Below are 26,631 nucleotides of genomic sequence, written 5' to 3'. Positions count from 1 at the left end.
TGATACTCGCGCCGAAAATTCAATGAAAAAAAGAGGGACATCTGTTTCAGATACTCCCTCTTTGAGTGATTTATGCCGCTGGTTCAGCGTGATTGCTCAGCATTTCTTCCGGAAGCTTAACATCTTCTTCCAGATCAGCAGCCCGTTCTTCGCGTTCTTCACGCAGCTCGGCAGCCCGTTCTTCGATCAGCCGTGTTGTTTCACGCTCGAATTTCGAGCCGGTTCCCGCAGGAATCAGTTTGCCGATGATAACGTTTTCCTTCAAGCCGATCAGATGGTCGACTTTGCCCTTGATCGCCGCCTCCGTCAGAACCTTGGTGGTTTCCTGGAAGGACGCCGCGGACAGGAAGGAATCCGTTTCGACTGAAGCCTTGGAAATACCTAACAGCGTTGGTCCAAAGACAGCCGGATGCTTGCCCGCTAACAGACAGGCTCGGTTGATGCCGGTGATGTTGTTCAGCGACAACGTCTGACCCGCGCTTAAGCCGGTGTCTCCGCCGTCGATGACAATGATCTTCCGCAGCATCTGCCGGATCATGACTTCGATGTGCTTATCGGAAATTTCGATACCCTGAGAAGCATAAACTTTCTTAACTTCCTTCAGGATATAGTTCTGAACTTCCATTACGCCTGCGACTTCCAGCAGTTCCTTCGGATTTACCTGACCTTCGGTCAGCTTATCGCCGGCAACGACTTTCGATCCGACTTTCAGCCAAGAACGAATCGTCTGCGTCAAATCGCATTTGTGTTCAATGCTTTCTTTTTCATTGGTGACCACAATCCGCATGCCGCTCTTGTTTTCCAGTTCACTGATTTCGGTGATTTCACCATCAATCTTGGACAGGACTGCGACATGTTTCGGGCAGCGCGCTTCAAACAGTTCTTCAACTCGCGGCAGACCCTGTGTGATATCACCGTCGTTACCGGAAGCAACGCCGCCGGTATGGAAAGTACGCATGGTCAGCTGAGTACCCGGTTCACCGATGGACTGAGCCGCCATGATACCAATCGCTTCACCCGCTTCCGCCAGCTTGCCGGTCGCCATGTTGCGGCCGTAGCACTTGCGGCAGACACCGTTGGTGCTTTCGCAGGTAAAGGTATTGCGGATATAGGCCTGAGTAACGCCGGCGTTGACAACACGCTGTGCCATCGCTTCATCCATATAGGTATCGGCTTCAACCAGAACCTCACCGGTCTTCGGATCAACAATCGCATCCTGGCTGTAACGGCCGATTAACCGTTCTGCCAGCGGTTCGAGGATCGTGTTGGTCTTGCGGTCGATGATATCCTCAACCAGATAGCCGCGGTCAGTTCCGCAGTCTTCTTCAATGATGACGACATCCTGCGCAACATCGACCAGTCGGCGAGTCAGGTATCCGGATTCCGCCGTCTTCAGCGCGGTATCGGTCAGACCTTTACGCACGCCGTGAGTCGAGATAAAGAATTCAGACACATTCAAGCCTTCACGGAAGGAAGAATAAATCGGAACTTCGATAATCGAAGGCTGATATTCTTTCTTTGACTTCGACTGCGTCGGACGCGCCATCAGACCACGCATACCGCACAGCTGAGTAAAGTGAGATTTATTGCCTCGCGCCCCGGAAACCGCCATCATGTTGATCGGATTCTTACGCGGCAGGGATTTCATAACGGCATCGCCGATTTCATCCTTGATATCCGCCCACAGCTTCGAGAAGTGACGCTCCCATTCCGGCGGCGTCAGCATGCCTCGCTGCAGCAGCTTATCCAGCTTATCAGCCTGAGCACGGCCTTCCTCAACATATTTCTGCTTGTTTGGAACGACGTTGATATCCGCCAGAGAAACGGTCATGCCCGCCACGGTGGAATATTCAAAGCCCAGATCCTTAATATTGTCCATGATATCCGAAGTGCCTTCCGTTCTGTAACGATTGAACACTTCCGCGATGACATTGGACAGATCCTTCTTCTTAAATTCAGGATTCAGCGGCATGGCGGCAATCGCTTCCTTGATATTCGTGCCTAACGGCAGGAAGAACTTCTCCGGTGTTGCCTGCAGACTGGCCTTGTTGACATCGTTGATATAAGGGAAGTCGGTTGGAAACATTTCGTTGAAAATAACCTTACCGACCGTCGTTACTAAGTAGGAATGATTCTGCTTTTCAGTAAAGCAGCTCTTATGCAGCGCATAACCCGGCAAAGCGATGCGGGTATGCAGATGCACCTGCTTATTCTGATAAGCGATCCGGATTTCATTGGTATCCTTGAAGACATGGCCTTCATTGGTACCGAACCGGCGCCACATCTCAGCCGCTTCATGATCGCCCAGAGAATCCAGGAAATCAGCCTTCGCAAAGAATTCATCGGCAGTTTCTTCCATGTTCAGATAGAAGTTGCCCAGAACCATGTCCTGGCCCGGCGTAACGATCGGCTTACCATCTTTCGGACCCAGAATGTTGTTGGAGCCCAGCATCAGGATTTCTGCTTCCGCCCGAGCTTCTTCCGACAACGGCAGATGGACAGCCATCTGGTCGCCGTCAAAGTCGGCGTTAAACGCCGTACAGACTAATGGATGCAGACGGATCGCACGGCCTTCAACCAGTTTCGGTTTAAATGCCTGAATTCCTAAGCGGTGCAGTGTCGGGGCACGGTTCAGGAATACCGGGTGGTTGTCAATGACCTGCTCGACAACGTCCCAGACGCGCGGATCCTGGCGGTCGATCAGTTTCTCCGCCGTCTTCGGATTGCCGGCAATGCCCTGATTGACAATTTCATTGATGACGAACGGCTTATACAGCTGAATCGCCATTTCACGCGGAATTCCGCACTGATACATCTTCAGATCCGGTCCTACCGCGATAACGGAACGGCCGGAGAAGTCGACACGCTTACCTAACAGGTTCTGACGGAAACGTCCCTGCTTACCCTTTAAGGAATGCGACAGGGATTTCAAGGCTCGTCCGCCCGCACCAGTAATCGGCTTGGAGCGGCGGCCATTGTCGATCAAAGCATCGACCGCTTCCTGCAGCATACGTTTTTCGTTCTGCACGATGATCGCTGGCGTTCCCAGCTCCAACAGTTTCTTCAAACGGTTGTTGCGGGTGATAACACGGCGGTACAGATCGTTTAAGTCGGAGGTCGCAAAGCGGCCGCCGTCCAGCTGCAGCATCGGACGTAAATCCGGCGGAATAACCGGCAGAACACTCAGCACCATCCATTCCGGCTTGTTGTCGGAATGCCGGAAAGCGTCGATCGTTTCCAAACGCTTGATCAGTTTCTTGCGCTTATCCCCATTCGCGTTTTCCAGTTCTTTGATGACGATCTCATGTTCTTTTTCGATATCGACCTTTTCCAACAAGGTTTTGACCGCTTCGGCACCGGTCTGGGCGACAAAGCTGCCCGGACCGTACAGCGCGGTATTTTCACGATATTCTTTTTCAGACAGAATCTGTTTGACAGCCAGCGGGGTGTCCATCGGATCGGTGACGACCCAGGATACGAAGTAAACTACTTCTTCCAGCGCTTTCGGCGTGATGTTGAGCAGCAGGCTCATGCGGCTTGGAATGCCGCGCAGATACCAGATATGCGCAACCGGTGCTGCCAGTTCAATGTGACCCATCCGTTCACGGCGGACAGAACTCTTGGTGATTTCTACGCCGCAGCGGTCACAGATTACGCCCTTATAGCGTACTTTCTTGTATTTTCCGCAATAGCACTCCCAGTCCTTTGAGGGACCGAAAATCCGTTCGCAGAATAAGCCGTCCCGTTCTGGTTTCTGAGAACGGTAGTTAATCGTTTCCGGCTTTTTGACTTCGCCATAGGACCATTCGCGGATTCGTTCCGGGGATGCCAGACCGACCTGAATGGCGGCAAATTTATTGACACTCATCGCTTACGCCTCCTTTACTCAACGTCTTCGTCATCAAATCCGATTACAGCCGCTTCTTCCGGCAGATCCTCCTCGTCGATGACCTGGGCCGGAATCTCTGTCGAGGTTTCGGATACGACGTTCTCCAGGGCTGCAACTTCGTTAATTTCGTCTGCTTCCATCTTCTTCATATCGACTTCCAGACCTTCTTCATCCAGCATCTTGACGTCGATGGCCAACGCCTGCAGCTCGTGCTTAAGAACGCGGAAGGATTCAGGAATTCCCGGTTCCGGCAGATCTCTGCCCTTGATGATGGCTTCATAGGTCTTCGTCCGGCCGACGATATCATCCGACTTCACAGTCAGAATTTCCTGCAGCGTATGCGCGGCGCCGTAAGCTTCCAGCGCCCAGACTTCCATTTCACCGAAACGCTGACCGCCATTTTGCGCCTTACCGCCTAACGGCTGCTGCGTAACTAAGCTGTATGGGCCGGTAGCACGGGCATGCAGCTTATCGTCAACCATGTGCGCCAGCTTGATCATGTACATAACGCCGACCGAAATCCGTTCATCGTACGGTTCGCCGGTCTTGCCGTCATGCAGCACCAGCTTGCCGTCTTGGGAGGTCTGCGCTTCTTCCATGATCGACTTCAGTTCATCATTGGAAATCCCGTCGAAAACCGGAGTCGCAAATTTGATGCCCAAGGCTTTCGCAGCCATGCCCAGATGGATTTCCAAAACCTGTCCGATGTTCATACGAGATGGAACGCCGAACGGGTTCAGCATGATATCAATCGGGGTGCCATCCGGCAAATACGGCATATCTTCGATCGGCAGGATCTTGGAGATAACGCCCTTGTTGCCATGACGGCCGGCCATTTTATCACCTTCAGAAATTTTACGTTTCTGAACGATGTAGACTTTAACCACTTCATTAACTCCCGGCGGCAGATCGTGGCCTTCATTCCGTTTGAAAATTCGGATGGAGTGAACGATGCCGGCGCCGCCATGCGGCACTTTCAGCGAGTTATCACGGACTTCTCGGGATTTTTCACCAAAGATCGCCAATAACAGCTTTTCTTCCGGAGAGATTTCGCTCTGGCCTTTCGGGGTTACCTTACCGACCAGGATGTCGCCTTCCTTGACTTCCGCACCGACCATGACAATACCGCGTCCGTCGAGATGACGGCAGGCATTTTCACTGACGTTTGGAATATCGCGGGTAATTTCTTCCGGTCCCAGCTTCGTTTCGCGGCATTCAATGTCGTATTCCTCAATATGAATAGAAGTGTAGACATCGTCGCGGACCATCCGCTCGGACATGATGATCGCATCTTCGTAGTTATAGCCGTGCCAGGTCATAAACGCGATCGTGACGTTCTGACCTAAAGCCAGTTCGCCCTTTTCCATCGAAGGCCCGTCGGCCAGAATATCCCCGCGTTCAACGCGTTCGCCATGCTTGACGATCGGCCGCTGATTGATGCAGGTGCCGGCGTTGGAACGGCGGAATTTCTGCAGCTCATAAACGCGCTGTTCGCCCTCATCCTCCGTGACGACAATCTTATTGGCGTCCACATAGGTGACGACGCCGTTGCCGGTGCAGATGCAGGCACTGCCGGAGTCCCGCGCGATGCGGTGCTCCATCCCGGTGCCGACATACGGCGAATGCGGATTCAGCAGCGGAACTGCCTGACGCTGCATGTTCGCACCCATCAGGGCACGGGAAGCATCGTCATTTTCCAAGAACGGAATACACGCGGTCGCAACCGAAACAATCTGTTTCGGCGAAACGTCCGCCAGTTCGACCTGATCGCGGTGCGCCATAATCGTTTCACCCGCTTTACGGGCAACGACCATGTCGTTGATCAGCCGGCCTTCATGCACTTCGTTCGCCTGCGCGATGATGAAATCATTTTCTTCATCGGCTGACAGATATACATACTCTTCCGTGACTTCGCCATCCGCTTTCACTAACCGGTACGGTGTTTCGATAAAGCCGTATTCGTTGATTTTAGCATAGGTTGTCAGGTTGGAAATCAAGCCGATATTCGGACCTTCCGGCGTTTCAATCGGGCAGATTCGGCCGTAATGGCTGTTGTGAACGTCTCGGACTTCAAAGCCGGCGCGCTCACGGGTTAAACCACCCGGACCTAACGCTGAAATACGGCGCTTGTTGGTCAGTTCAGCCAGCGGATTCTGCTGATCCATAAACTGCGACAGCTGCGAAGAGGAGAAGAACTCCTTGATCGCCGCGGTCAGCGGACGGATATTGGTCAGCTGCTTCGGCGTTAAGCCGGCCGCTTCCGCAATCGACATTCTTTCTTTAACGACACGTTCCATTCGGCTCAAGCCGATCCGGAACTGATTCTGGATCAGTTCGCCGACCGTCCGGATGCGGCGGTTGCCCAGCATATCGATATCATCGACGCTGCCGACACCATCCATCATGTTCAGCTCATAGCTGTAGAAGGCATACATGTCGGAAATCGTGATTGTTTTCTTCTGGTTGATCGGGTCAATCGCCACGATCTTGATCGGATTGCTGCAGTCGGAAGAAGTGGAAACCGTAATCGTCTGAACCGCAGCCCCGACTAACCATGCGGTAATCGCCTGGTTCTGGTGGGCACGTTCAATGATGACCTGCTGCTCGGAAGCACTCAGTTTGGAATAATCTTCATCCGGGATGTAGCGTTCAACGACCAGTTCGCCATTGTTGGTCATATCTTCATTATTGGCAGTCAAACGGCCGATGACAAAGAAACGGTGACCATAGTTCAGCACTGCCGAAGCATTTTCCGCCGTCAAAGCGACCGGTTTGGCAACCAGTCCGGAATAAACGCGGACTTCCTTGACTTCCTTCGCCAGGGCTTCGATGTCTTTTTCGGTCAGAACCGTACCTTTTTCAAACAGACGCTCGCCGCAGTCCACATCATTGGCCAAAATACGGCCGATCAGACCTAAACTCCAGGATGTATCCATCATGGAAGTATCTGGATGAGAGAAATCATGAACGAATGGGAATGCTGTTACATGGCTGCCCTTCAGCATTTCTTCACGCAGCACATTCCGTTCCTTCTTGGTCACAAACGTGCCTTTTTCAAACAGCACTTTGCCTTCGCCGCTGAGTACGTCTTCCGCCAGGTAAGTCCCTTCCATGCGGTCAGTCAGCGACAGTTTTTTGCTTAATTTATAACGTCCGGCTTTGGTCAGATCATAACGACGGTGATCGAAGAACTTGGCGTTCATCAGGTTGATCGATCCGTCGATCGTCGGAACTTCATCTGAACGCTGGTTTTCATAAATCGCCAGCAGCGCTTCGTTGCTCGTCTTGATCTTATCGGCAGCCAGCGTGTTGCGGATTTCTTCATAGTTGCCGAAGAACGAAGTATACAGCAGCATATACAGGTTCAGGAATTCGCGCGGTTCACCCTCAACGATGTTCTCCTCGAACACTTCCAGACCCAACGCTTTTAAGAAGCGGCGGATTTCCGTCGTATCAAAGCCATCTTCGCTCTTTTCCAGATTCAAAGACATACCAATGGCTTTGAACAGGATTGTGGATAAAATTTTACGTTTGCGGTCGACCGACATGTTGACAATCCGGCCCAATGCCGCCTTCTTGCCATCGGTCATGAACTCCAGCCACGTACCGCGGCTTGGGATCAGTTCACAGTTGAAGCTATCTTTGCCAGTTTTGTCTTCGGAAGCAATATCAAAATAAGCGCCTGGCGAACGTACGATCTGAGAAACGATAACACGTTCAGCGCCGTTGATAATGAAAGTTCCGGTTTCCGTCATCATCGGGAATTCGCCCAGGAAAACGTCTTCCCATTTTGTCAGTACCTCACCGGTTGTATTGTCGACCATTTCCAGCTCCATTTTGGCTTTCAATGGCGCGGCGAAATTCGCCTCCCGGTATTTGCACTCGTTGACGGTATACTTTGGCGTGCCGAATTCGTAATCTACGAATTTCAGGCGAATATTTCCACCGTAGTTCTGAATCGGGTAAATATCTTCAAAAACTTCCCTGATGCCTTCTCTGATAAACCATTCAAAAGACTGAGTCTGCACTTCAACCAGATCTGGAAGATCGAGGCTGCCGCTGACTTTGGAATAATTCCGGCGTTCTGCCTTTTTACCCAGTTTTTCAATACGGTAGTTCTGCATTTTTTCCATGTACGCCATCCTTTCATAACAGTGTTAACAACGGCTAAAAGGGCCTAAAACCCCCTTAACTTTTATACATTTTTGCAATTTAATATAGTACCAAACTTAATACAAGTTGTCAATCTGTTTTTGTCGATTTCAAAATGTAATATCCTTTTTCTTTGTTGATCACTTCACAGTTGCCAAAAATTTCCTCAATCTTGGCTTTCGCACTGAGTGCGCCCTGCTGCTTGCGGATCACCACGTACAGATGCCCTTGCGGGCGCAAATGATCATACGCCTGCTCAAACATCGCGTAAATCACTTTCTTGCCGGCACGGATCGGCGGATTGGTCAGAATATCGCTCAACGTTTCAGTGACATTCTCAAAGATATCCGATACCCGAACTTCAGCTTCCACACTGTTCTTCTGCGCATTAAGAACAGCCAGCTCTACCGCCCGGGGATTGACATCCACCATCAGCATTTCAGCATCGGGAAATAATTTCTTTACCGTGACGCCGATGACGCCGTAGCCGCAGCCCAGATCCAGGACATGATCACCCAGCGGTTCTTCCTTAATCGTTTTCAACAGGACATACGATCCAAAATCCACTTCACTTTTACAGAACACTCCATTGTCTGTAATAAGAGGGATAATAAAGCCCGAAAACCGGAAAGAAATCTCCTTCCGGTTTTGTGGTAGTTGACGATTGTCAGTAAAGTAATGACTCATTCCATCGCCTCCCATGGGCTAATTTCATTCCGCAGATTTTGCAGAATGGATAATCTGTGTTTGCGAAACTTATTTGATTTCGACAGAAGCGCCGGCATCCATCAGTTTCTTCTTGATTTCTTCGGCTTCTTCCGGCTTGATGTTTTCCTTGATTGCGCTTGGGCACTTATCAACTAAGCCCTTCGCTTCAACCAGACCTAAGCCTGTGATTTCACGAACGATCTTGATGACGCCAACCTTCGAAGCGCCGACTTCCTTCAGGAATACGGAAACTTCTGTCGGTCCTGTAGGAGCCGCAGCTTCAGCCGGAGCCGCTGCTGCAACCGGAGCCGCAGCCGTTACGCCGAATTCTTCTTCGATCGCTTTTACCAGTTCGTTCAGTTCCAGAATTGTCATCTCTTTCAGAGATTCGATGATTTCAGCATTTGTTAACTTTGCCATGTTCTTATTCCTCCTTGGTCAGTTTTGTTATTCAGCAGCTGCTTCTTCAGCGGGAGCAGCTTCTCCGTCTTTGTCTGCGACTGCTTTAACAGCGCAAGCGAAGCTGCGAACCGGTGCCTGCAGGCAGCTCAGCAGCATGGACAGCATGCCATCACGGTTCGGCAGGCTGGAGAGTTCTTTAATCGTATCGACGCCGACGACTTTGCCTTCGACGATCGCACCCTTCAGAACTAATTTGTCGTGCTTCTTGGCGAACTTCGCCAGCACGCGGCTTGGCGCAACAGCATCATCAGAGAATGCGATTGCGTTTGGTCCGGTCAGCTGTTCCGTCAGCTCATTGAATCCGGCAGCCTCAGCGGCACGCTGGGACATGGAATTCTTGTAAACCTTGAATTCAATGCCTTCAGCCCGCAGGCTTCTTCTCAATTCAGTGACTTCGGCAACTGTCAGACCACGGTATTCAACAACAACTGTTGACTGGCTGCTCGTCATCTTTTCCTGAATCGCAGAGACGATTGCCTTTTTGGATTCTAATACCGCATCTTTCATTCCGTACACCTCCATTTTATACTGTCACAATATACCTGAATATAAAAACCCGCACTCAAGACAGCACGGGTTTTGAAAGTTCAAAGTTGATCTTCCTACCTCGGCAACATGATTAAGCCGTGTGGCCGTTGCTGTCTATGGTATATTGATAACAAACTAATCTTAACAGGGTTTTCGTAATTGTCAAGCAATTACTCAGCAGCGACACGAATCGCCGGTCCCATAGTTGTGGAAACCGTGATGCTCTTCATGTAGTTACCCTTAACTGCAGCCGGACGAGCCTTTGCAATGACGCCGTACAGCGCTTTTGCGTTTTCTGCCAGCTGTTCATCGGTGAAGGAGCACTTGCCGATCATGACGTTGATGTTGCCTTCCTTGTCAACGCGGTAAGTAACCTTACCTTTCTTAATTTCGTTGACAGCGTTGGCGATGTTCATCGTCACGGTGCCCGTCTTCGGGTTTGGCATTAAGCCTTTCGGGCCCAGGATTTTACCCAGCTTACCGAGTTCGCCCATCATATCCGGAGTAGCGACGATAACGTCAAATCCGAACCAGCCCTTTTTGATATCTTCCAGGATTTCCTTGCCGCCGACAAAATCTGCGCCGGCATCCTTGGCTTCCTGTTCCTTCGCGCCCTGAGTGACGACTAAGACCTTCTGGGAACGGCCTGTGCCGTTCGGCAGAACCATCGCGCCGCGGATCTGCTGATCTGCGTGACGTGGGTCAACGTTCAGGTTGAAGGAGATTTCGACGGATGCGTCGAATTTTGCAGTGTTGATTTTCTTCGCCAGAGCGACCGCTTCGGTCAGGCTGTACAGCTTCGCTGCATCGACCTGCTTCAGTGCCTCTGTGTATTTCTTACCTCTTTTTGCCATCGTGATGTCCCTCTCTTATTCCATGCCTTCAACAGCTACGCCCATATTGCGCGCTGTTCCGGCGATAATCCGCATTGCTGCTTCTACATCATTGGCGTTCAGATCCGGCATCTTGTACTCAGCGATTTCTCTGCACTTTTCCAGAGAGATCTTTCCGACGATGTTGGCTTTGGCGCTGCCTGATCCGGACTTGATACCGGCAGCCTTCTTAATCAGAACTGAGGCTGGTGTCGTTTTCAGAACGAAATCAAAGCTCTTGTCTTCATACGCTGTGATGATGACAGGGACGATATCGCCTGCACGATCCTTGGTCGCATCGTTAAATGCGTTGCAGAACTGCGGCATGTTGATGCCTGCAGAAGCCAGTGCCGGTCCCGGACGGGCTCCGCCTGCCTGGAACTGGAGCTTACAAATTTTTGCAACTTTCTTGCTCACAAGACATTCCTCCTTAAAATTGATTGTCTGTGCTGTGGTTTTGTGGACAGGTGCAACACCGTCCTCCCACGCATAATAAAACTTGCTGCCTTCGACAGCATTACTATTCTAAGCGGGTTTCAGCCTTTAGTCAAGGGATATTTTTGATTTTAAGCCGAGTTTGAGCGGTTTTTTTAACGATCCGCGCAAAGCACAAGATCTCCAGTCTTCACCTGACCCGTCGGCATGATTTCAACCCGATATTCCCGGCTGTTGGTCACGACGATCATCGTCGTCAAATCGATCTGCTTCTGTTCCATGAACGCCCGGTCGATCCGAACCAACGGATCACCGGCTTTAACCTTCTGTCCGGGCTTAACAAACACTTCTAACCCCTGTCCCTGAAGCTCGACCGTGTCCATGCCGATATGCAGCAGCACTTCCGCTCCGTTAGCGCCTTTCAGGCCTACCGCATGGCGGGTTTCCGCCACCAGCAGCACGGTTGCGTTCATCGGAGAGTATACCCACTCTCCCGCATAGCGGAAGCCAATGCCTTCCCCCATCATTTTCTGGGCAAAGACCGGATCCGGCACTTCCTCCAAGGGCACACTGATGCCGTCCACAGGTGACAGGACCTCACAACGCACAGGTTTTTTAAATAAATTAAACATGACAGCCTCCTCAAGCAATCTTTTTGGATATCCGCTGACTTTGCTGAATTGAATGATTTCGGACTATCCGTGGTTTTACTTTTCCCATTTTAAAGAAGTGCGTTTATTTTATCAACGATAAATGCTGACATTTTATGATTTCTGTGTTTTATCCTGTTCTGTTTCGTCTATCACGACCGGCTTTTCCTGAACTGTGTTTCATCTCGCATCTGACAAGCGCCTCAAAGCAAAAATAATGCAGACTTGCTTACATCTGGCATTCTGCCTGCTTTCTTTTTCTAAAACTTCATTTGAATCCTGCTGTTCATCTGCACTCTCATCTCCGACAATGCAAATTCCTTGCCGAAACAGAAAAAACCGCTGTATTCAACGGTTCTTTCTGTTTCAAGGGTTATGGATAAGCGGAGAAGCAGCTTCTCTGGCCGCTTTTTCCTGACCCCAATGATTTACTCAATTATCAAACACTTAAACCTGCCGATCTTTGAATTCCTCCAGCAGTGCCATGGCCTGCCTGCTTAGGCCGATTTCATAATCCAGTTGGAAGTTTTCCGCAGTCATGATCTTCGGAACCGGCAGGGTGTTATAACGTTGTTTCAAACCAGCAAGGATCTCTTCTTTATGCTGTTCAAAGAAAGGATGCGCATAGAACACAACGACATCCGGATCCGCAGCAAGCACGCTGTTTTCGATCCACTGCAGCTGCGCCTGCAAAAGTTCATCCGAAGAATTTTCCTCATGAAGCTCCGGCAATGGTTTTGATGCGTCAGTCCAACTCGGTATGTCCTTTTGAACTTTGCCGTTGACCACGAAGCTGCCGCTCAGACCGGATTGCCCAAAACCAAAACTCATCAGCGAATGGTTTTCTTTTAACCGCAGCCGCTGTCCGCTGCCCTCAGCACTAAAGCACATGCGACTGCCGATGATTCCCTTTAACCCGCTGGCTGTTTCCAACTTTTTCAGCAGATCCTCGTCAGTTTCATCCTCACCTTTGGCATCCATGCCCAAAGCAAAGCAGCATAGCGAAGGTTCGCTGCGGCGCATCGTCTGAAGCAGGAACAGCATCGTTTCCAGCTGATCTGATTCAACTTCGACCTGTCCCTGGTTTTTGGTCATGCCCAGGCTGTCTAACAAAAACCAGTCAATTCTCTGTCCCTGCAGCATCAGCACAATAACGCTGCGGCAGTCTAAATTGTATTGATAGACCCGGCAGCTCTTGCCCGCTTTGACTGACTGTGTTCCCACCGCCTGGATTTCCCGCGTTTTTACCAGTTCATCGACAATGCTGCTGACAAGCGACAGATCAAGTCCCGTCCTTTCTGCCAGCGCCGCTTTGCTCATCGGATATCCATTTGACAGAACTTCTTTTAACTTCTCACGATTGATTTCATTAAGAACCGGTGAATTTGTCATATCCATCCTCCTTTTCCTCCGCATTTTGACTGCGAATTTTCATGATTAAAAGCGATTTTAGGCCGGAACAATTTCAGCTTAGAACGCCCGTTCGAGCAGCGGCATGAATTCCTTCAGTTCATCGCTTGGTACCATCTGCGCGGTGATCCGAATTCCTTTTTCCGCAATCTCGCGAAACAGCTGCGCTTCCTCAGGCGTGACGCTGGTCGTTCCGACAACTCGAACAGAACCCAATTTGTTGGAGATGTTTCCAACGTTAATCACAGGAAAGACATACCCAAGATCCATAACTTTTTTCACCGTTGCAACACCGCGCATGACGACAAACAGCCTTTCGTTGGGATAAGCTTCCTTCTGCAGACGCTGAACTGCTTTCTCAGCGCTGAGAATTGACAGTTTAACCGTGGACGGACAAGCCATGCGCAGCGCCATTTTCTGGATGTCATCCGATGCAGCCTGATCGTCGATGACTAAAATACGCGTGGCGTTTAATGAGTTTGTCCAAAACGCCGCTACCTGACCGTGGATCATTCGTTCGTCGATTCTTACGTTGACAATTTCCATCTTCTTTTCCTCCTCAGTAACTTTTTAAATTACTTTTTAAATCTATTTTAATAATAGAACGGAAAGCACTTTCTGTCAATCTATTTTTAAAACCATTTTAAAAAGTTTTCAACTTCTTCCTGCCCCTTCAGTACAAGTCTTTGATTTTCGGTATCGGAATCCTCCTGACACTTTATCGGCTGACCTTTTCTGTTTTATTCCAAGAAAATCTACCTCTGACTCAGGCATACAAAAAGGCGGAATTTCCCGCCTTCATTGTTTGTCTTTCTCTAATGACAAATTCGATTACTCATTTCATTCTGACTTGGTTTCGAGGATTCATTGAAACAAGTTCTTAACCCGTTCCCAGAATGTCGTTTTCACTTCCGGCTGAGCTTGAGCGACCGATGTTTTTTCTTCCGGGCGTTTGATTTCATCCGTTTTCATGATGAATTTGACAGAAGTCTCCATGTGATCATCCGCACCCGCGTAACTGCGGTATTCTTGGGATTGATCCAACGCTGCACGTGCCGTATCCAGCACCTCGTTGAGATCATCCATGGCTTCCGTCACCTTACCGCTTAATTCATCTATGCCTTCACGGCTGAATTCATCGACGCCGTCATTCAGTTCACCGGTCTTTTCCGCCAGTTCCTGCGTCGCGTTTTTAAACTTGTCAATCGCATCCGTGATCTCGCCGGAAGCACTGTTGAGCTTATCCAGACCCGCCTTCATCGCCGTGGTTCCGGTAGCCATCTGATCCGTTCCTGTTTTCAGCGTCTTGAGTCCTTCCGGCAGCTGTTGCAGCGCGCTCAGTGCGTTTTTCAGCTCATCCACGCCGCCGATCTGTTCAATCATGCCGTTGATCTGCTCGATCATGCTGGTCATTTCTGTGGTCAGCTGCTGAGCCTGGCTCATCAGTCCGGCCATTTCCTGAACCTTTTTATTCATCGTATCCTGAACCGAGGTAGCAATCGTTTCAATCGTCCCGGCAGCCACCTGCTTCCCTGCCTGACCCATGGCATCCACCCCTGCCTCAGCAGCCTGGCCTAACCCGGCTTTCAATGTCTGCTGCGCGGTAGTCAGCTGAGCATCCAGCTGTTCTTTCACCTTCCCAGCAACCGCCTGGGTTAAATCCGGAATCTGACTCTCATCGATACCCTGCTCCATCAACGCCTGACTGATCGCAGAAACCAGCGCATCCTGATTCACTTCAATCGGAAGATCCGGCAAATTTGCGGTTACCCCCGCTTTGACCTGATCCGCTGCCGACGCCCAGGCTGCATTAAAACTTTCACTTTGAGCAGCACCGCGAATCGCATCACCGGTTGCCTGCGGCATTTCCGCCAGACCCTGCATCGCACCCGCCAGCTGCTGCATCAGTGCTGAAGCATTCTGCAGCTGGGTCAGACTGCCGTTGAGCTGCTGCAGCAAGCCCATCAGCTGCTCGTCCGTCAGATTGTATTTCTGCAGCATCGCGCTCAGCTGCAGCTGCATCTCACCTACGCCCTCCGACAACTTCTGCGCGCCTTCCTTTAAGTCTTTTGACGATGTGGAAGCAGTATTCAGGCCTTCGGAAAATTCCTTATATTTCGACTGAAACTCACCCATTTTATCATTGAGTTCAATGTTGGCATCATGCAGCTGCACTGTGCCGTCCAGAATTTTGGCCGTAGCCTCCTTCAGATCATTGACACCGCTGCTCAGCTGATCCAAATCGCTGCGGTCGATTTCCTGATCTTCCAGATTGGACGAGGCTGTGGCAGCCAGAATGATCGACGGCATTTCAAAGTTTTCCACTTCCGCGGTGATGACAAATTCATCTTTCAATTTATCCTTGATCTCATCCAGCGCGCTGACCTGGGAAGCCTGCAGCATCTGACTCATGCCGGAAATCGTTGCCAGCGCCACGATCTGATTTTTGGATTCATTCAAAATCAGCCCTGATTCCGCCTTGACATCCTTGAAGGTTTCTGTCGGCAGATCGGTTATAATTGCACACGGAAACAGTGTGGAAATATATTTTGTTTTCCCGTTGATCGTTTCGGTGGTTTCCAGATGATTGATCAGCTTGATCGTGATCTTCAAACTGCCGTTTTGGCCGACGATCTCCTGCGGATTTACGTTTTTGCCGTTAAATTGGTATTGGATCTGCATCGTTAACGGCAGCTGCGCCGTCGTTGTGCCTTGATAATACAGATCATGTTCAGCGGAATTCCACACCAGCGAACTGCCGTTTTGCTGCGGCAGATCATCCCCGCTGATATTTTTAATATTCTCCAGAATGCTTTGATCCGCAGTTTGATGAAAGCCTTGTTCGTTATGCAGCCATTCGCTGACCGTCGCGGATTTCAGCTCTCCCTGCCAGTCCAGAAAGGCATAGACGGTTTCTTCTTTCCGGGTTTTTTCTTCCGGCTGCCCTTCCGCCAAAACCGGCGTCCATAAATTCATCGTCAGCACGCCGGAAAGAGCCAGCGACAGGAAACGTGTTTTCTTCTTCATCAATGTTCCTCTCCTTTTTTATTCAGAAATTGAAATGACGATTTTTCAACAATCGGTCCAAAAACCATCAGCAAAGCCGGCAGTACCAACAGAATGACCGCCATACTGATCAGCGCTCCGCGTGCCAGCATGCCGCACAGCGAACGGATCAAGTCGATCTTGGAAACCATCGCCACGCCGACCGTTGCCGAAAAGAAGCTCAGCCCGCTGGTCAAAATCGAGGAGCTGCACGTATAAACGGCATGCTCAACCGCATCCCTGCGCACTTTGCCAACGCGGCGTTCTTCCTGATAACGCGTCATCATTAAGATCGCATAGTCGATCGTCGCACCCAGCTGAATCGTTCCGATGACGATGCTGGCAATAAAGGGAATCGTTTCTCCCTGAAAATAAGGAATGCCCATGTTGATCGTAATCGCCATTTCAATCGCCGCAACCAAAACGATCGGAACACTGATGGACTTAAACGAAATCGCAATGATCGCAAACACCGCCAGAATTGAAACGATATTGACCATTTGAATATCGTGATCGGCAATCAGCACCAGATCCCGGTTCAGCGCACCTTCACCAGTGATCAACGCCGTCGGATCAATCGCTTTGACGCGGTTTTCCAGTTCGCTGATCTGGGCATTCTGAGCGTGGGTTGCCGAGGTATAGCTGGAATTGGCCATGATCATTTTCCAGCCGCCGGCACTGAAAATCGATCGGATGCTTTCGGGCAGAAAGGCTTCCGGAATCCCCGCGCCGAGAAACTTGTCGAGCGTCATGACGGAATTGATGCCTTCCGTCGTCCGAATGACTTCCAGCACCTCATCCATCTGCGGACGGCTGAGCTGATCGCTGACGAGAATGAAATTAGTTGTCGGCATGTCGAATTCATCGCGCAGCTTTTGTGTTCCCGCGGTGGAGGTCAGATCCTGCGGCAGGGAATCCAACAGATTGTAATACACGTCGGTTTTCTTCTGCGCCAGACCAAATGGGATCAGCAGTGCGACCGCGATGATCAGGATCGCTTTGTAATGCGTCGTTGTCAGTTTCGCAACCCCGCGGAGCTTGGGAATCAGAACCTTGTGTTTATGCTTATGAATGGGTTTGTCAAACACCAGAATCAGTGCCGGCAGAATGACGACGGCCGAGAACACGCCCAGCACGACGCCCTTGGCCATGACCACGCCCATGTCGGTGCCCAGCTTTAAATCCATGATGCACATCGCCAGAAAGCCGGCGATTGTCGTTAAGGAACTGGCGCTGATCGCCGTGAAGGTATTGACCACCGCTTCCGTCATGGCTTCTTCACTTTTTAAGCCTTTGTGCAGCTCCTCGTCATAGCGTTCCAGCAAAAAGATCGAGAAGTCCATCGACACCGCCAGCTGCAGAATCGCCGCCAGTGCCGAAGTGATATAGGAAACCTCACCCAGAAAAATATTCGTCCCGAAGTTATACAGCACGGCATACAGAATTCCCAACAAGAAAATCAAAGGCGCGACGCTGTAGCGCAGACCCAAAAACAAGACCACTAAAGATAACCCCACGGCGACTGCCACATACAGCGGCAGTTCCTGTTCGATCAGCATCTTCGTGTCGTTGATGACTGCGGCCAGTCCGCCTAAGAACATCTGTGAATTCATCATCGTCTTGATTTCATCCACAGCCTTTAGCGTTCGGTCAGCGCCGTTGCCTTCCTCAAACGTCACAAGCAACAGCTGACAGGTGCCGTTGTCGAGCATTCCCCGCAGATCCTCCGGAACCATCTCCGAGGGCATGGTCTGTAAGAAATCCCCCAGTCCCATGACATCGCGGACACCATCGATCCCGCGGATTTTTTCTTCAATCCGATCAACCTGTTTCTTTTCCATGTTTTCGACCGTGATCATCGCCATACTGGCAGCATGGAATTGCTGATCCAAAATTTCCTGTCCTTGAATGGAATCCAGCTGATCCGGCAGATAGCTCAGAATGTCATAGTTGGTGCGTGTGCCGATATAGCCCACTAACGACGGCACTAACAGCACCGTAGCCAGCACCAGAATCAGAATTCGTTTTTTTACGATCTGTTCTGCAATTTTTCTCACTGCAGTTCACTCTCCCTTTTCAATGACTGTTGGTCATTACGTTTGACAGAATACCGCTGAAATGACTATTGGTCAATCGACAGATAAACCGATTTGTCTAGCATCTGACGCTTGGTCATTGCATATTTAACTCTTTTACCAGCTATGCTACAATGAGGCTGAGGAAGTGAGTTTATGGCCCAGCGTACATTAAAACAGCAAAAAGAACAGAAGCAAGGCGATTTATTAAATTCAGCGTATCATTGTTTTCTGAACAAAGGCTTCGCCAAAACGACCATTGATGATATCGTACAGCGAGCCCAGGTCGCCAAAGGAACCTTTTATCTTTATTTTCATGATAAAGAGGACATCATGAAGCATCTCGTCATCCAGATCAGTTCCCAGATCGTCATCCGCGCCTACACCCAAACTCAAGAACAGAAGATTACGGATTTTCTGCCGGCTGTGCTGTTTTTCATCGATACGATCATCGAATATTTCAAATCTAACAAAGGTCTGCTTAAGCTGATTGAACGGAATTTCTCCTGGCCCCTGGTCGTTGAATATCTCAGTGAAGGCAATCAGGCGGAAATCAACGCGATTCTGGAAGAGCTGCTAAGTTATCCACAGATGCAGCGGCTGGATCGGGATGAGGCTTTCCGGATCCTCTACATGATTGTCGAACTGGTCGGTTCGGTTTGTTATTCCTCGATTATTGAGGAACAGCCGGCGTCGATTGATCATCTCAAACCGACGTTATACCGCATGGTTGAAAAGATGCTGATGTGATGTCAGCCCCCGGCTTGATCCGCTTTTCCAAACAAAAAAACGCTGGTGAATCCTCCACGTGATTCCTCAGCATTTTTTATTCTAAAGAGATTGAGAAAGGCCGGACAGTCCATTAAAACAGGAAAATATTATTCTCCAGCTGCAACCGGCGCAGCCAGAAACTGATCCGCAAACTCCTGTTCCGGCAGCGGCTTAGACAAATAAAATCCCTGCCCCCGTCCGCAATGCAGGCGCTGCAGCATATCCACGTCAGCTTGGGTTTCTACACCCTCGCAGATCACACCGATCTCCAGCGTATCCGCAATGTCGACAATCAAGCCGATAATCTGTTCGCGGCGCGCATTTTCTTCATTCAGAAAAACTCGGTCGATTTTAATCTCATCCATCATCAATGTGTTCAGCAGATTCAATGAAGAATAGCCGGATCCGAAATCATCAATCGATAAAATGAAACCTTCCTGTTTCAGCTGATTCAGCATATCCAGAACCGTTTTGGCCAAGCCGTTAAAAGCGCTCTCGGTAATTTCAATTTGAAGACAGCGGGATGGAATGGCGTAGGCATCGACAATTGAATGAAATTTTTCATAGAAGTCCCGATGATGAATCGTCACTCGTGAAAAGTTAACGGAAATCATAAAACGATCCTGCAAATTCCGCTCACAGATAAACCGGCACACCTGTTTCAGCATATAAAAATCCAGCTCATGAATAAATCCATTCCCTTCAAACAATGGAATAAAATCATCCGGAGGCAGTTGGGTGCCATCCTTGCGGCTCCAGCGCACCAGCGCTTCCGCCCCGTAAACTTCCAACGAAGGGATTTCAAATTTAGGCTGCAGGTATAATTGAAATTCATGCTGAGCTAAGGCGGTATGACGCTGTTTCATTAACAGCGTTTCCTGATTCAGCCGGTTCAGCAGCTGCTGATCATACCAGACAACGCTGCCTTTTCCGCATTGTTTCGCCCGTTTATGCGCCAGCATCGCATTGTCCAGCATATCATGAAGCTCATCTTTTTTATTCATGATACAGGCACCGACGGTGATCGTCGTTTCGTCTATTACATCCAAAGCCAGCGTTTTCTTCAGCTGTTTTCGCAGCTTTCGTTTCAGCTTTTCCAAACAACCCTTTTCCAATTTCACGCACACATAAAAATTGTCATTGCCGGCGCGGGCACAGTGATCCTTTCCATAGGCAGAGGCAAGAATAGATCCAATTGAGGATAAGATCTGATCGCCCACCGCATAACCATAGGTCGCATTGATGTATTTAAAATCATCAAGATCAAAATACGCGATTGCCAGTTCCTCTTCACTCATGGCATCTGTAAGCTTTCGCAGGGATAACTCAAACCCTGACAAATTCGCCAGACCGGTCAGTTCATCGACATAGCGGACTTTATCCAGCTGTTTTTGCTTATTGAAAAACCAAAGCAGAAAAAAACCAGCCGACAAAATCAAATAAGCAAAAAAGATTCCGATCGCCAGCACCAGCCGGCGGTTGGATAGACTTTCCGCGGTGGCGACCATTTCATCAGCCATGACAAAGTATTCCTGACTGGCTTCATACAGGATCTCTTTGTTTTTTCCTGCCCGGACTTCCGCAATTTCTTCCTTCATCTGGTTCCAGGCAAGCCGCATTTGCTTAAGCCGGTACTGATAGTCACGGGCGCTGATCAGCGTCAGATCATACGTTCCCCCGCCGTGCTGCAGTCCATCGAGAATATCGTCCAAATACTGAATGAGCGCATCATCCGGTTCATTGTTTAATTCTTCTTTGACCAGCTTTTGCGTTGCGCCGCGGACAATTCCACTGTAATTAATCACTTTGGCAAAACCCAGATTCTCAAAAAACAAAACGACAAGAATCAGGACGGCCACGCCCCAGATCATCGTATAGATCAATAAACTGCGTTTGTCTTTCATGCGCGTACCCTCTTTTCTGCCCGGGTGGGACTGATCCTTTCTGACCTTCCTCGTTTGTGCTTGACATGCAGAGCTGCCCTGCATGCCTTGAATTTCGCTCGATTATCCGCAAAAAGGGCAGGCAGGTTTATGCTTTTTCCGGTTTATTTTTGATCACCAGACACGCTTCAATCCCGCGCCAGGATACGCGAACGGTTTTCTTCGCCGATGCCGCCGCGGTTTTGCCAAACGGACAATCCTCGCAGATGGCCGAACGGCCATGCAGCGCAAGATAACATGGCATCCCCAAACCATGATCCGGATGTGATCCTAAGGATCGCTGATTGGCGTACAACAACTCAAATGTGTCCTGGCGGATCACATAAATCGATTCTTCCTGCGCGTCCAAAATCGCCTGGTAGGAATTCATTTTCTTGGCGGTTTCCTGAGCCTGCTTCCTTTGCAGAAACGTCGTCAGGATCTGGGAAACCAGTGCCAGCACGCGGACTTCCTCCGCACTCCACAAGCGGCTTCCCGTACATTCGTCAAAGCCGGCAAAGCCTGCAAACCGGCCGTCCACCTTAAAGGCGCACTGCAGCGTGGAATGAATATGCTGAGCAGCAAACAAAGCCTGCTGCGCTGGGGAAAGCGTACTGATATCGTGGCAATAGAAAACTAGATCTTCGGAATATAAGCTTTCGTAATCATCCAGGCCCCGATAATCCATATGCTGCAGATTTTCTTTCTGCGGTTCAATTCCCGGTTTGCACCATTCATACGTATTATCGCAATACAGACCATCCTCACTGTTTTCAAACACATACGCCCGGCTGACATCAAACTGCCTGCCGATTCTCTCCAAGATCGTCATGATTGCCTCATCCAGATTCGCGGTGTGATATAAAATCTGAAAGACACTGGAAACCGTACTGTCGGCATTCGGCTGCGGCTTGATTTCTGAATCAATCGCTGTCCGCAAGCCGGAATATTCCAGTGTTCCCAAGGTTTCGCTCATCTGCGGGTTATAGATCTGATAGTTGTTCTTCCCCTGCAGCTTCACCTGATACAAAGCTTTATCGGCGCTGGCATACAATTCTTTAAAGGTTTTTCCATGTTCCGGATAGATTGCAATCCCAATGCTGCAGGTAACCTGTACGGCATTCTTGTCTTTTTTGAACAGGCTGCGGAAAATATTCAGCATGACTTCCGCTTTTTGCTGGGCATCCTCCACCCGACTAATCGGTTTCATGAAGATTGTAAATTCATCGCCGCCGATCCGCCCTACAACATCACTGGACCGCATAATTTTTTTCATTGCCATCGCCAGTTCCGTCAGCACAACATCGCCGACCATATGTCCCTGGGTATCGTTAATCTGCTTAAAATCATCGGTATCGATCATAAACAGCGCACCCATTGACTGTGGATTTTCAGCGATGTAGCTGCTGATCTGACTTTCCGTTTCCGCGCGGTTATAAATGCTGGTTAAGGCGTCTTTTTCAGCTTTATGCTGCAGCGTTTCGATCTGCCTGCGTTCATCCGTTACATCCAGTCCGATGCTGTAATAAGAGGGAATCCCATCCCAGCTGTCCTGCGCACTGACATAGCCCAGCGTTGTTGTCAGAATTCGTTCTTCTCCATCCCGTCTGCGGATACGCTTGTCAAATACCGCATTTTCTCCCGTGGCTTTCAGATGTCCGGCCATTTCCAGCAGCCGTGTCATATCATCGGGATGAATGTAATTGCATTGGCAGTGCAGCTCTGTTTCAAACTGCGTTTCAGTATAGCCGATCATCTCCAGAAACTTTTCGTTGTACCACAGAACCGTGCTGAGATCCCGCGCATCCAGACGTGCCATTCCCACCGGAATCGTGTTTAAAATCACTTCGCGTTCCCGGTCTTTTTTGGCCAGCTTGTACTCGGAGCTGTACATATCATAGGAAAGCTCGATCCGGCAATGACGATTTTGCCAGCGAATCGGCCGGTCTTTGATTTTAAAGGTTCGCTTCAGCTTCTGATTTTCAAAATCCCATTCATACGATTCATGTTCTTTTAATAAAGAATTAGTACAGAAGGTGCAAGGTTTATCGAGCCCTTGAATCACGGCATAACACGGCTTGCCGATGACCTGACTGCGGGCAGCCTGCAGGGTATCGCAGGCGATCGGATTGACATACAGCAGTTCATAATTGTCCTGATCGCTGATATAGACATTCCCTGGATATTCCGCCATCATCCATTCAGCCAATTCCGTCATTTCCTTCCCATTCTGATCCAGCTCACGCTGACGCTGAATCAGATCCTCTATCGGTGTATAAATCAGCTGCAGCAGCGGTCCTGCCGCTTCCCACATTTTAACGATGCCCTTCAGCCGAACCCATTGTGTCGTCTGGTTCAGCTTCATCGGCAGATCCAAAGTCAGTGCTTCTCCCTTTTGGGCAGCGCGGACGGCCGCCAACAAGTCAGCTTGTCCCGCAGCCTCAAAGAAGGTCATAAACTGGGGCGGGGCCTCATGGATATTGGCTAATTCACAGAATTCGCTGCTGGCCGACACCAGCGTCAGCTGTTCATCCAGCGCATGCCAGCTTGCCGCAATCCCGAATTGATAATTAATATTGAACGTCATAGTTTTGCCTCCGAACTGTCCGAGCTTGATTCCTGTATCGAATTCGTCATTTATCCTTATGCTTCAAAACCGGACAACGATGCCAGCGGGTCTGATTCCTTTTTGCAGAGAGCTGCGGAATCTGGCTCTTCAAAGCGGACAATCTCTGGGATTGAAAGAAAAGGACCGCCGTTCTCCGCAAGAGAACCTCGAACCTTTTCTGAAATTATCGCAGACCTTTCTTACAACAACCGATTTTATATGTCCTCATTATAGCACAAAGAAAAATATAACCTACTCCTAAAAAGTTGAAAACCGTAAAATAATTCCTGCTTGCCGGGGATTAACCCAGCTTTCTGAATTTCATCCGCATTTTATTCCGCGGATACCGCTGCCTTTTCTAATCTTCTCGCTGAAAAACACGAAATCAAACAGGAAAAGTATCAGTCCGGATCTGTCATATACAAAGAGCTTGTTTAAGATCTCCGTTCCGCCGCACATAAAAAAACCGCAGCAATGCGGCTTTCATTTTTGTATTTTCGGATCCGCCAAATTCATCGGCCGCATCCTAAATCAGTCTGCGGCCTGCAGATCTTTCAGTTTACAGTTCGACTTTCTCTAAATCGTTATAGGCGATCTCGGTCGGTGTTTCACGGCCAAACAGAATGCACAGAACTGTCGCAGTCTGCGTATCGTCGTTCATCGCATCAATCGAGCCTTCAATCCCGCTGAACGGTCCGGTCAGAATCTTGACGCGGTCGCCCGTCGTAAAGTTAACGCTGACCTTGCGGTCGCTCATGCCAATCCGACGCAGAATCGAATCAATTTCCTCCGGCGATACTGGAAACGGCTTGGCGCCGCCGCCGCTGGAACCGATAAATCCGGTAACCCCCGGTGTATTTCGGACAATGTACCAAGCTTCATCCGTCATAATCATTTCAACGAACAGATAACCTGGAAACAGGTTGTGCATCTTCTCTACTTTTTTTCCGTTTTTGTATTCAATCTCCGGTTCTTCCGCAACCAGGATGCGAAACAGATAGTCGGAAATGCCCATCGTATCCACACGACGCTGCAGATTTTCCTTTACTCGGTTCTCATGCCCGGCGTAGGTGTTAACCACGTACCATTCTTTTTTAGACTCTGTCATGACTTACGCTCCGATTCCAATCAATTTCAGGAAGAAGGAAACGAAAAATTCACAGGCTACGAAGAAAACGCCGAACGACGCGCAGAAAATCAGAACTTCCATCGAATTTCCGCCCAGTTCTTCTTTCTTCGGCCAGCGAATACGCTTGACTTCTTTGGAGATACCGCTGAAACTAAACCATTTTAACATATCTGTATCCTCCTACTTCGTTTCTTTATGAAGTGTATGTTTTCCACATTTTTTGCAGTATTTCATCAATTCAAGACGTTGATTATGCGTCTTGGGATTCCGGTGTGTTACATAGTTGCGTGAAAGGCACTCTGTACAGGTCAGAATCACTTTTGTTTCTTTCGCCATCGAGGTCCCTCCTTACCGTGCTTATCCACTTTACCATAAAGAAAAGGGTTCGTCAAATAACCCTTAACTTAAGCGGATTATAGCACCTTCCCGGGATCTTTTCAAGCCTCTTCAGAAAATTTTCGAGTGAGGTATTCCAGTTTTTTGCGAACCCGGCTTAATTGGTTGCCGTAACTCTTCCGGGTGATGTTCAAAAGGGCCGCTGCTTCCTGGTATGAGGTGCTTTCCAATGACAGACACAATATCTTCCATTCCTTCGGTGTAAAGTATCGGCGCAGATGTTTGATCTGTTTGGAAGCTTCGTTTAACGCAAAGCAGTAAACCGGATCAAAGAAGCGGTCATTGGACGCCAGCAGCTCAGCTTTGTATGTAGCATGATTTTCACCCACGATGATATCCAGAGAATCACAGGCGTAAAACGCAGCGTCACTGGAGCATTGTGAGTGCCGGTAAATCGTTAATAAATGTTTCCTCAGACAGTTCTGCAGATAGGTCTTAAAGCTGCAGGGATAATCCTCGCGGTAGTTTTCCGCAGCTCCGACCAGCATCATCCGGCTTTCCTGTTCAAGATCTTCCCGATAAGCATCGCTGGAAACCGAGCAGCTGTCAAATTGTCCGAAGCGGAAAATCATCCCGCAGATCATCGGTTTGTATTTGTTCAGCAGGTCTTCCACCGCCCAGTCGTCCTGTTGGCGCATCATATACAGCAGTTCGTTATCTGTGGATACTTCCTCGGTCATATTTTTTCCTCCTCTTATTTCAGAGGGAAACGCTTCGCATGAATCTGATAAAGCAGAACCGCGCAGGCCACGGAGGCATTCAGCGAAGAAATCGTGCCTTCCATCGGCAATGTCAGCATGACGTCACATTCTTCCTTAACAAGCCGCGATATGCCCTTGCCTTCCGATCCGATGACCAGCACAACCGGCGTATCAAAGGCCGGCTGCCGATAATCTTGGGCGTTCTGCATATCTGTACCATACACCCAATACCCTGCTTCTTTCAGCTGTTTGAGCGTCTGAGTCAGATTGGCTACCATCGCCACCGGAACGGTTTCGATGGCACCGGTTGAGACTTTAGCCACTGTGGAATTCAGCGATACCGATCGGTTCTTGCGCAGAATCACCCCATCCGCTCCAACCGCATCGCAGGTTCTTAACACCGCGCCCAGATTGTGCGGATCTTCCAGCTCGTCAAGCACGACAATCGTTCCAAGCTTCCCCTGTGGAATCCGGCTGAGCATTTCTTCCACGCTCACCGTTTTGTAATCTTCACAATACAAAGCAATGCCCTGATGGTGCGTATCCATGCAGGCTTTGTCCAACTCCTTGCGGCTGACTCTCTGGGTTGGAATGCGGCGGCTTTTTAACAGTGTTTCTGCTTCCGGAAACCGCATGCCTTCCGCTACGAGTGCTTTCTCAACCTTTTTCTTGCTTTTCAGAATCTGCATTGCTGCGTTTTTCCCGTATATCCATTGTGCCATGATTTTTTTACCTAACCTTTCATAATAAAAGCCTTATATAAAGGCTTTTGCTTAACTATTTATAATACACAAAGCTGCCAAAATCAACATAATTAGCGACAATCTAGTGACAAATATTAACAGTTTATATAATAAGGATAAAACTTTATACTTTAT

At 49.4% G+C, this 26,631-nt stretch carries 20 protein-coding genes and 1 other annotated feature; of the genes, 1 reads left to right on the top strand and 19 read right to left on the bottom strand.

The genetic code is table 11. The features are described from left to right. Positions 1–70: 70 nt before the first annotated feature. From rpoC to MCG46_RS01470, 12 genes are all read right to left on the bottom strand, one after another. Entirely contained in the window at positions 71–3,868 is a 3,798-nt protein-coding gene (gene rpoC, locus MCG46_RS01525) for a DNA-directed RNA polymerase subunit beta' (protein WP_240276997.1), read from the bottom strand. A 14-nt stretch (positions 3,869–3,882) separates the two neighbouring features. Then, on the bottom strand, positions 3,883–8,022 hold the full coding sequence (locus MCG46_RS01520; RefSeq protein ID WP_240276996.1) for a DNA-directed RNA polymerase subunit beta: 4,140 nt from the start codon (positions 8,020–8,022) through the stop codon (positions 3,883–3,885). 109 nt (positions 8,023–8,131) lie between these two features. Next, entirely contained in the window at positions 8,132–8,728 is a 597-nt protein-coding gene (locus MCG46_RS01515; protein WP_240276994.1) for a class I SAM-dependent methyltransferase, read from the bottom strand. A gap of 69 nt (positions 8,729–8,797) precedes the next feature. Continuing rightward, on the bottom strand, positions 8,798–9,169 hold the full coding sequence (rplL, locus tag MCG46_RS01510; protein ID WP_020225356.1) for a 50S ribosomal protein L7/L12: 372 nt from the start codon (positions 9,167–9,169) through the stop codon (positions 8,798–8,800). Between the two features lie 27 nt (positions 9,170–9,196). Next, the gene (gene rplJ, locus MCG46_RS01505; protein WP_240276992.1) at positions 9,197–9,718 is read right to left on the bottom strand and encodes a 50S ribosomal protein L10; all 522 of its coding nucleotides are present in this window, start codon (positions 9,716–9,718) and stop codon (positions 9,197–9,199) included. 33 nt (positions 9,719–9,751) lie between these two features. Continuing rightward, positions 9,752–9,877 (bottom strand) — a sequence feature (ribosomal protein L10 leader region). Positions 9,878–9,909: 32 nt separating this feature from the next. Continuing rightward, positions 9,910–10,593: a 50S ribosomal protein L1 gene (gene rplA, locus MCG46_RS01500; RefSeq protein WP_020225358.1), complete on the bottom strand. Its 684-nt coding sequence runs from the start codon at positions 10,591–10,593 to the stop codon at positions 9,910–9,912. A gap of 15 nt (positions 10,594–10,608) precedes the next feature. After that, positions 10,609–11,028, bottom strand: coding sequence for a 50S ribosomal protein L11 (gene rplK, locus MCG46_RS01495; protein ID WP_006057336.1), 420 nt, complete (start codon positions 11,026–11,028; stop codon positions 10,609–10,611). Between the two features lie 173 nt (positions 11,029–11,201). Then, positions 11,202–11,678, bottom strand: a complete 477-nt coding sequence (locus MCG46_RS01490) for a PTS sugar transporter subunit IIA (RefSeq protein WP_240276990.1) — start codon at positions 11,676–11,678, stop codon at positions 11,202–11,204. A gap of 465 nt (positions 11,679–12,143) precedes the next feature. Further along, the gene (locus MCG46_RS01485) at positions 12,144–13,088 is read right to left on the bottom strand and encodes an ROK family protein (protein ID WP_240276988.1); all 945 of its coding nucleotides are present in this window, start codon (positions 13,086–13,088) and stop codon (positions 12,144–12,146) included. Between the two features lie 78 nt (positions 13,089–13,166). Further along, positions 13,167–13,652: a PTS system mannose/fructose/N-acetylgalactosamine-transporter subunit IIB gene (locus tag MCG46_RS01480; protein WP_240276986.1), complete on the bottom strand. Its 486-nt coding sequence runs from the start codon at positions 13,650–13,652 to the stop codon at positions 13,167–13,169. A 318-nt stretch (positions 13,653–13,970) separates the two neighbouring features. Next, a complete protein-coding gene (locus MCG46_RS01475) occupies positions 13,971–16,133 on the bottom strand; it encodes a hypothetical protein (RefSeq protein WP_240276983.1) in 2,163 nt (720 codons plus the stop codon). Then, positions 16,133–18,208: an efflux RND transporter permease subunit gene (locus tag MCG46_RS01470; RefSeq protein ID WP_240276981.1), complete on the bottom strand. Its 2,076-nt coding sequence runs from the start codon at positions 18,206–18,208 to the stop codon at positions 16,133–16,135. The genes MCG46_RS01475 and MCG46_RS01470 overlap by 1 nt, the downstream gene beginning before the upstream one ends. A gap of 174 nt (positions 18,209–18,382) precedes the next feature. On the opposite strand from MCG46_RS01470, the gene MCG46_RS01465 reads away from it, so the two are divergent. After that, entirely contained in the window at positions 18,383–18,976 is a 594-nt protein-coding gene (locus tag MCG46_RS01465; RefSeq protein ID WP_240276979.1) for a TetR/AcrR family transcriptional regulator, read from the top strand. 128 nt (positions 18,977–19,104) lie between these two features. Here the strand turns inward: MCG46_RS01465 and MCG46_RS01460 are convergent, their stop codons facing one another. The 7 genes from MCG46_RS01460 to rlmB all read right to left on the bottom strand — a co-directional run bounded on the left by MCG46_RS01460 (position 19,105) and on the right by rlmB (position 26,475). Beyond that, positions 19,105–20,901 carry a putative bifunctional diguanylate cyclase/phosphodiesterase gene (locus MCG46_RS01460; protein ID WP_240276977.1) on the bottom strand — a complete coding sequence of 599 codons (1,797 nt, stop codon included), beginning with the start codon at positions 20,899–20,901 and terminating at the stop codon, positions 19,105–19,107. Between the two features lie 127 nt (positions 20,902–21,028). Continuing rightward, positions 21,029–23,506 (bottom strand): diguanylate cyclase domain-containing protein, encoded by a 2,478-nt coding sequence (locus tag MCG46_RS01455; RefSeq protein WP_240276974.1) that lies wholly within the window; start codon positions 23,504–23,506, stop codon positions 21,029–21,031. Between the two features lie 580 nt (positions 23,507–24,086). Then, complete coding sequence (gene nusG, locus MCG46_RS01450; protein ID WP_006057353.1) at positions 24,087–24,635, bottom strand: transcription termination/antitermination protein NusG; 549 nt, start codon at positions 24,633–24,635, stop codon at positions 24,087–24,089. A gap of 3 nt (positions 24,636–24,638) precedes the next feature. Beyond that, entirely contained in the window at positions 24,639–24,824 is a 186-nt protein-coding gene (gene secE / locus MCG46_RS01445; protein ID WP_020225369.1) for a preprotein translocase subunit SecE, read from the bottom strand. A 12-nt stretch (positions 24,825–24,836) separates the two neighbouring features. Further along, positions 24,837–24,992 (bottom strand): 50S ribosomal protein L33, encoded by a 156-nt coding sequence (rpmG, locus tag MCG46_RS01440; protein ID WP_020225370.1) that lies wholly within the window; start codon positions 24,990–24,992, stop codon positions 24,837–24,839. Positions 24,993–25,093: 101 nt separating this feature from the next. Then, positions 25,094–25,732: a sigma-70 family RNA polymerase sigma factor gene (locus MCG46_RS01435; RefSeq protein ID WP_240276966.1), complete on the bottom strand. Its 639-nt coding sequence runs from the start codon at positions 25,730–25,732 to the stop codon at positions 25,094–25,096. A gap of 14 nt (positions 25,733–25,746) precedes the next feature. Next, positions 25,747–26,475 (bottom strand): 23S rRNA (guanosine(2251)-2'-O)-methyltransferase RlmB, encoded by a 729-nt coding sequence (gene rlmB / locus MCG46_RS01430; RefSeq protein ID WP_240276963.1) that lies wholly within the window; start codon positions 26,473–26,475, stop codon positions 25,747–25,749. Positions 26,476–26,631: the final 156 nt, after the last annotated feature.

The organism is Holdemania massiliensis, assembly GCF_022440805.1.
GTDB lineage: Bacteria > Bacillota_I > Bacilli_A > Erysipelotrichales > Erysipelotrichaceae > Holdemania > Holdemania massiliensis_A.
The sequence above is the reverse complement of the archived record's forward strand: the minus strand, read 5'-3'. Positions and strand labels throughout refer to the sequence as shown.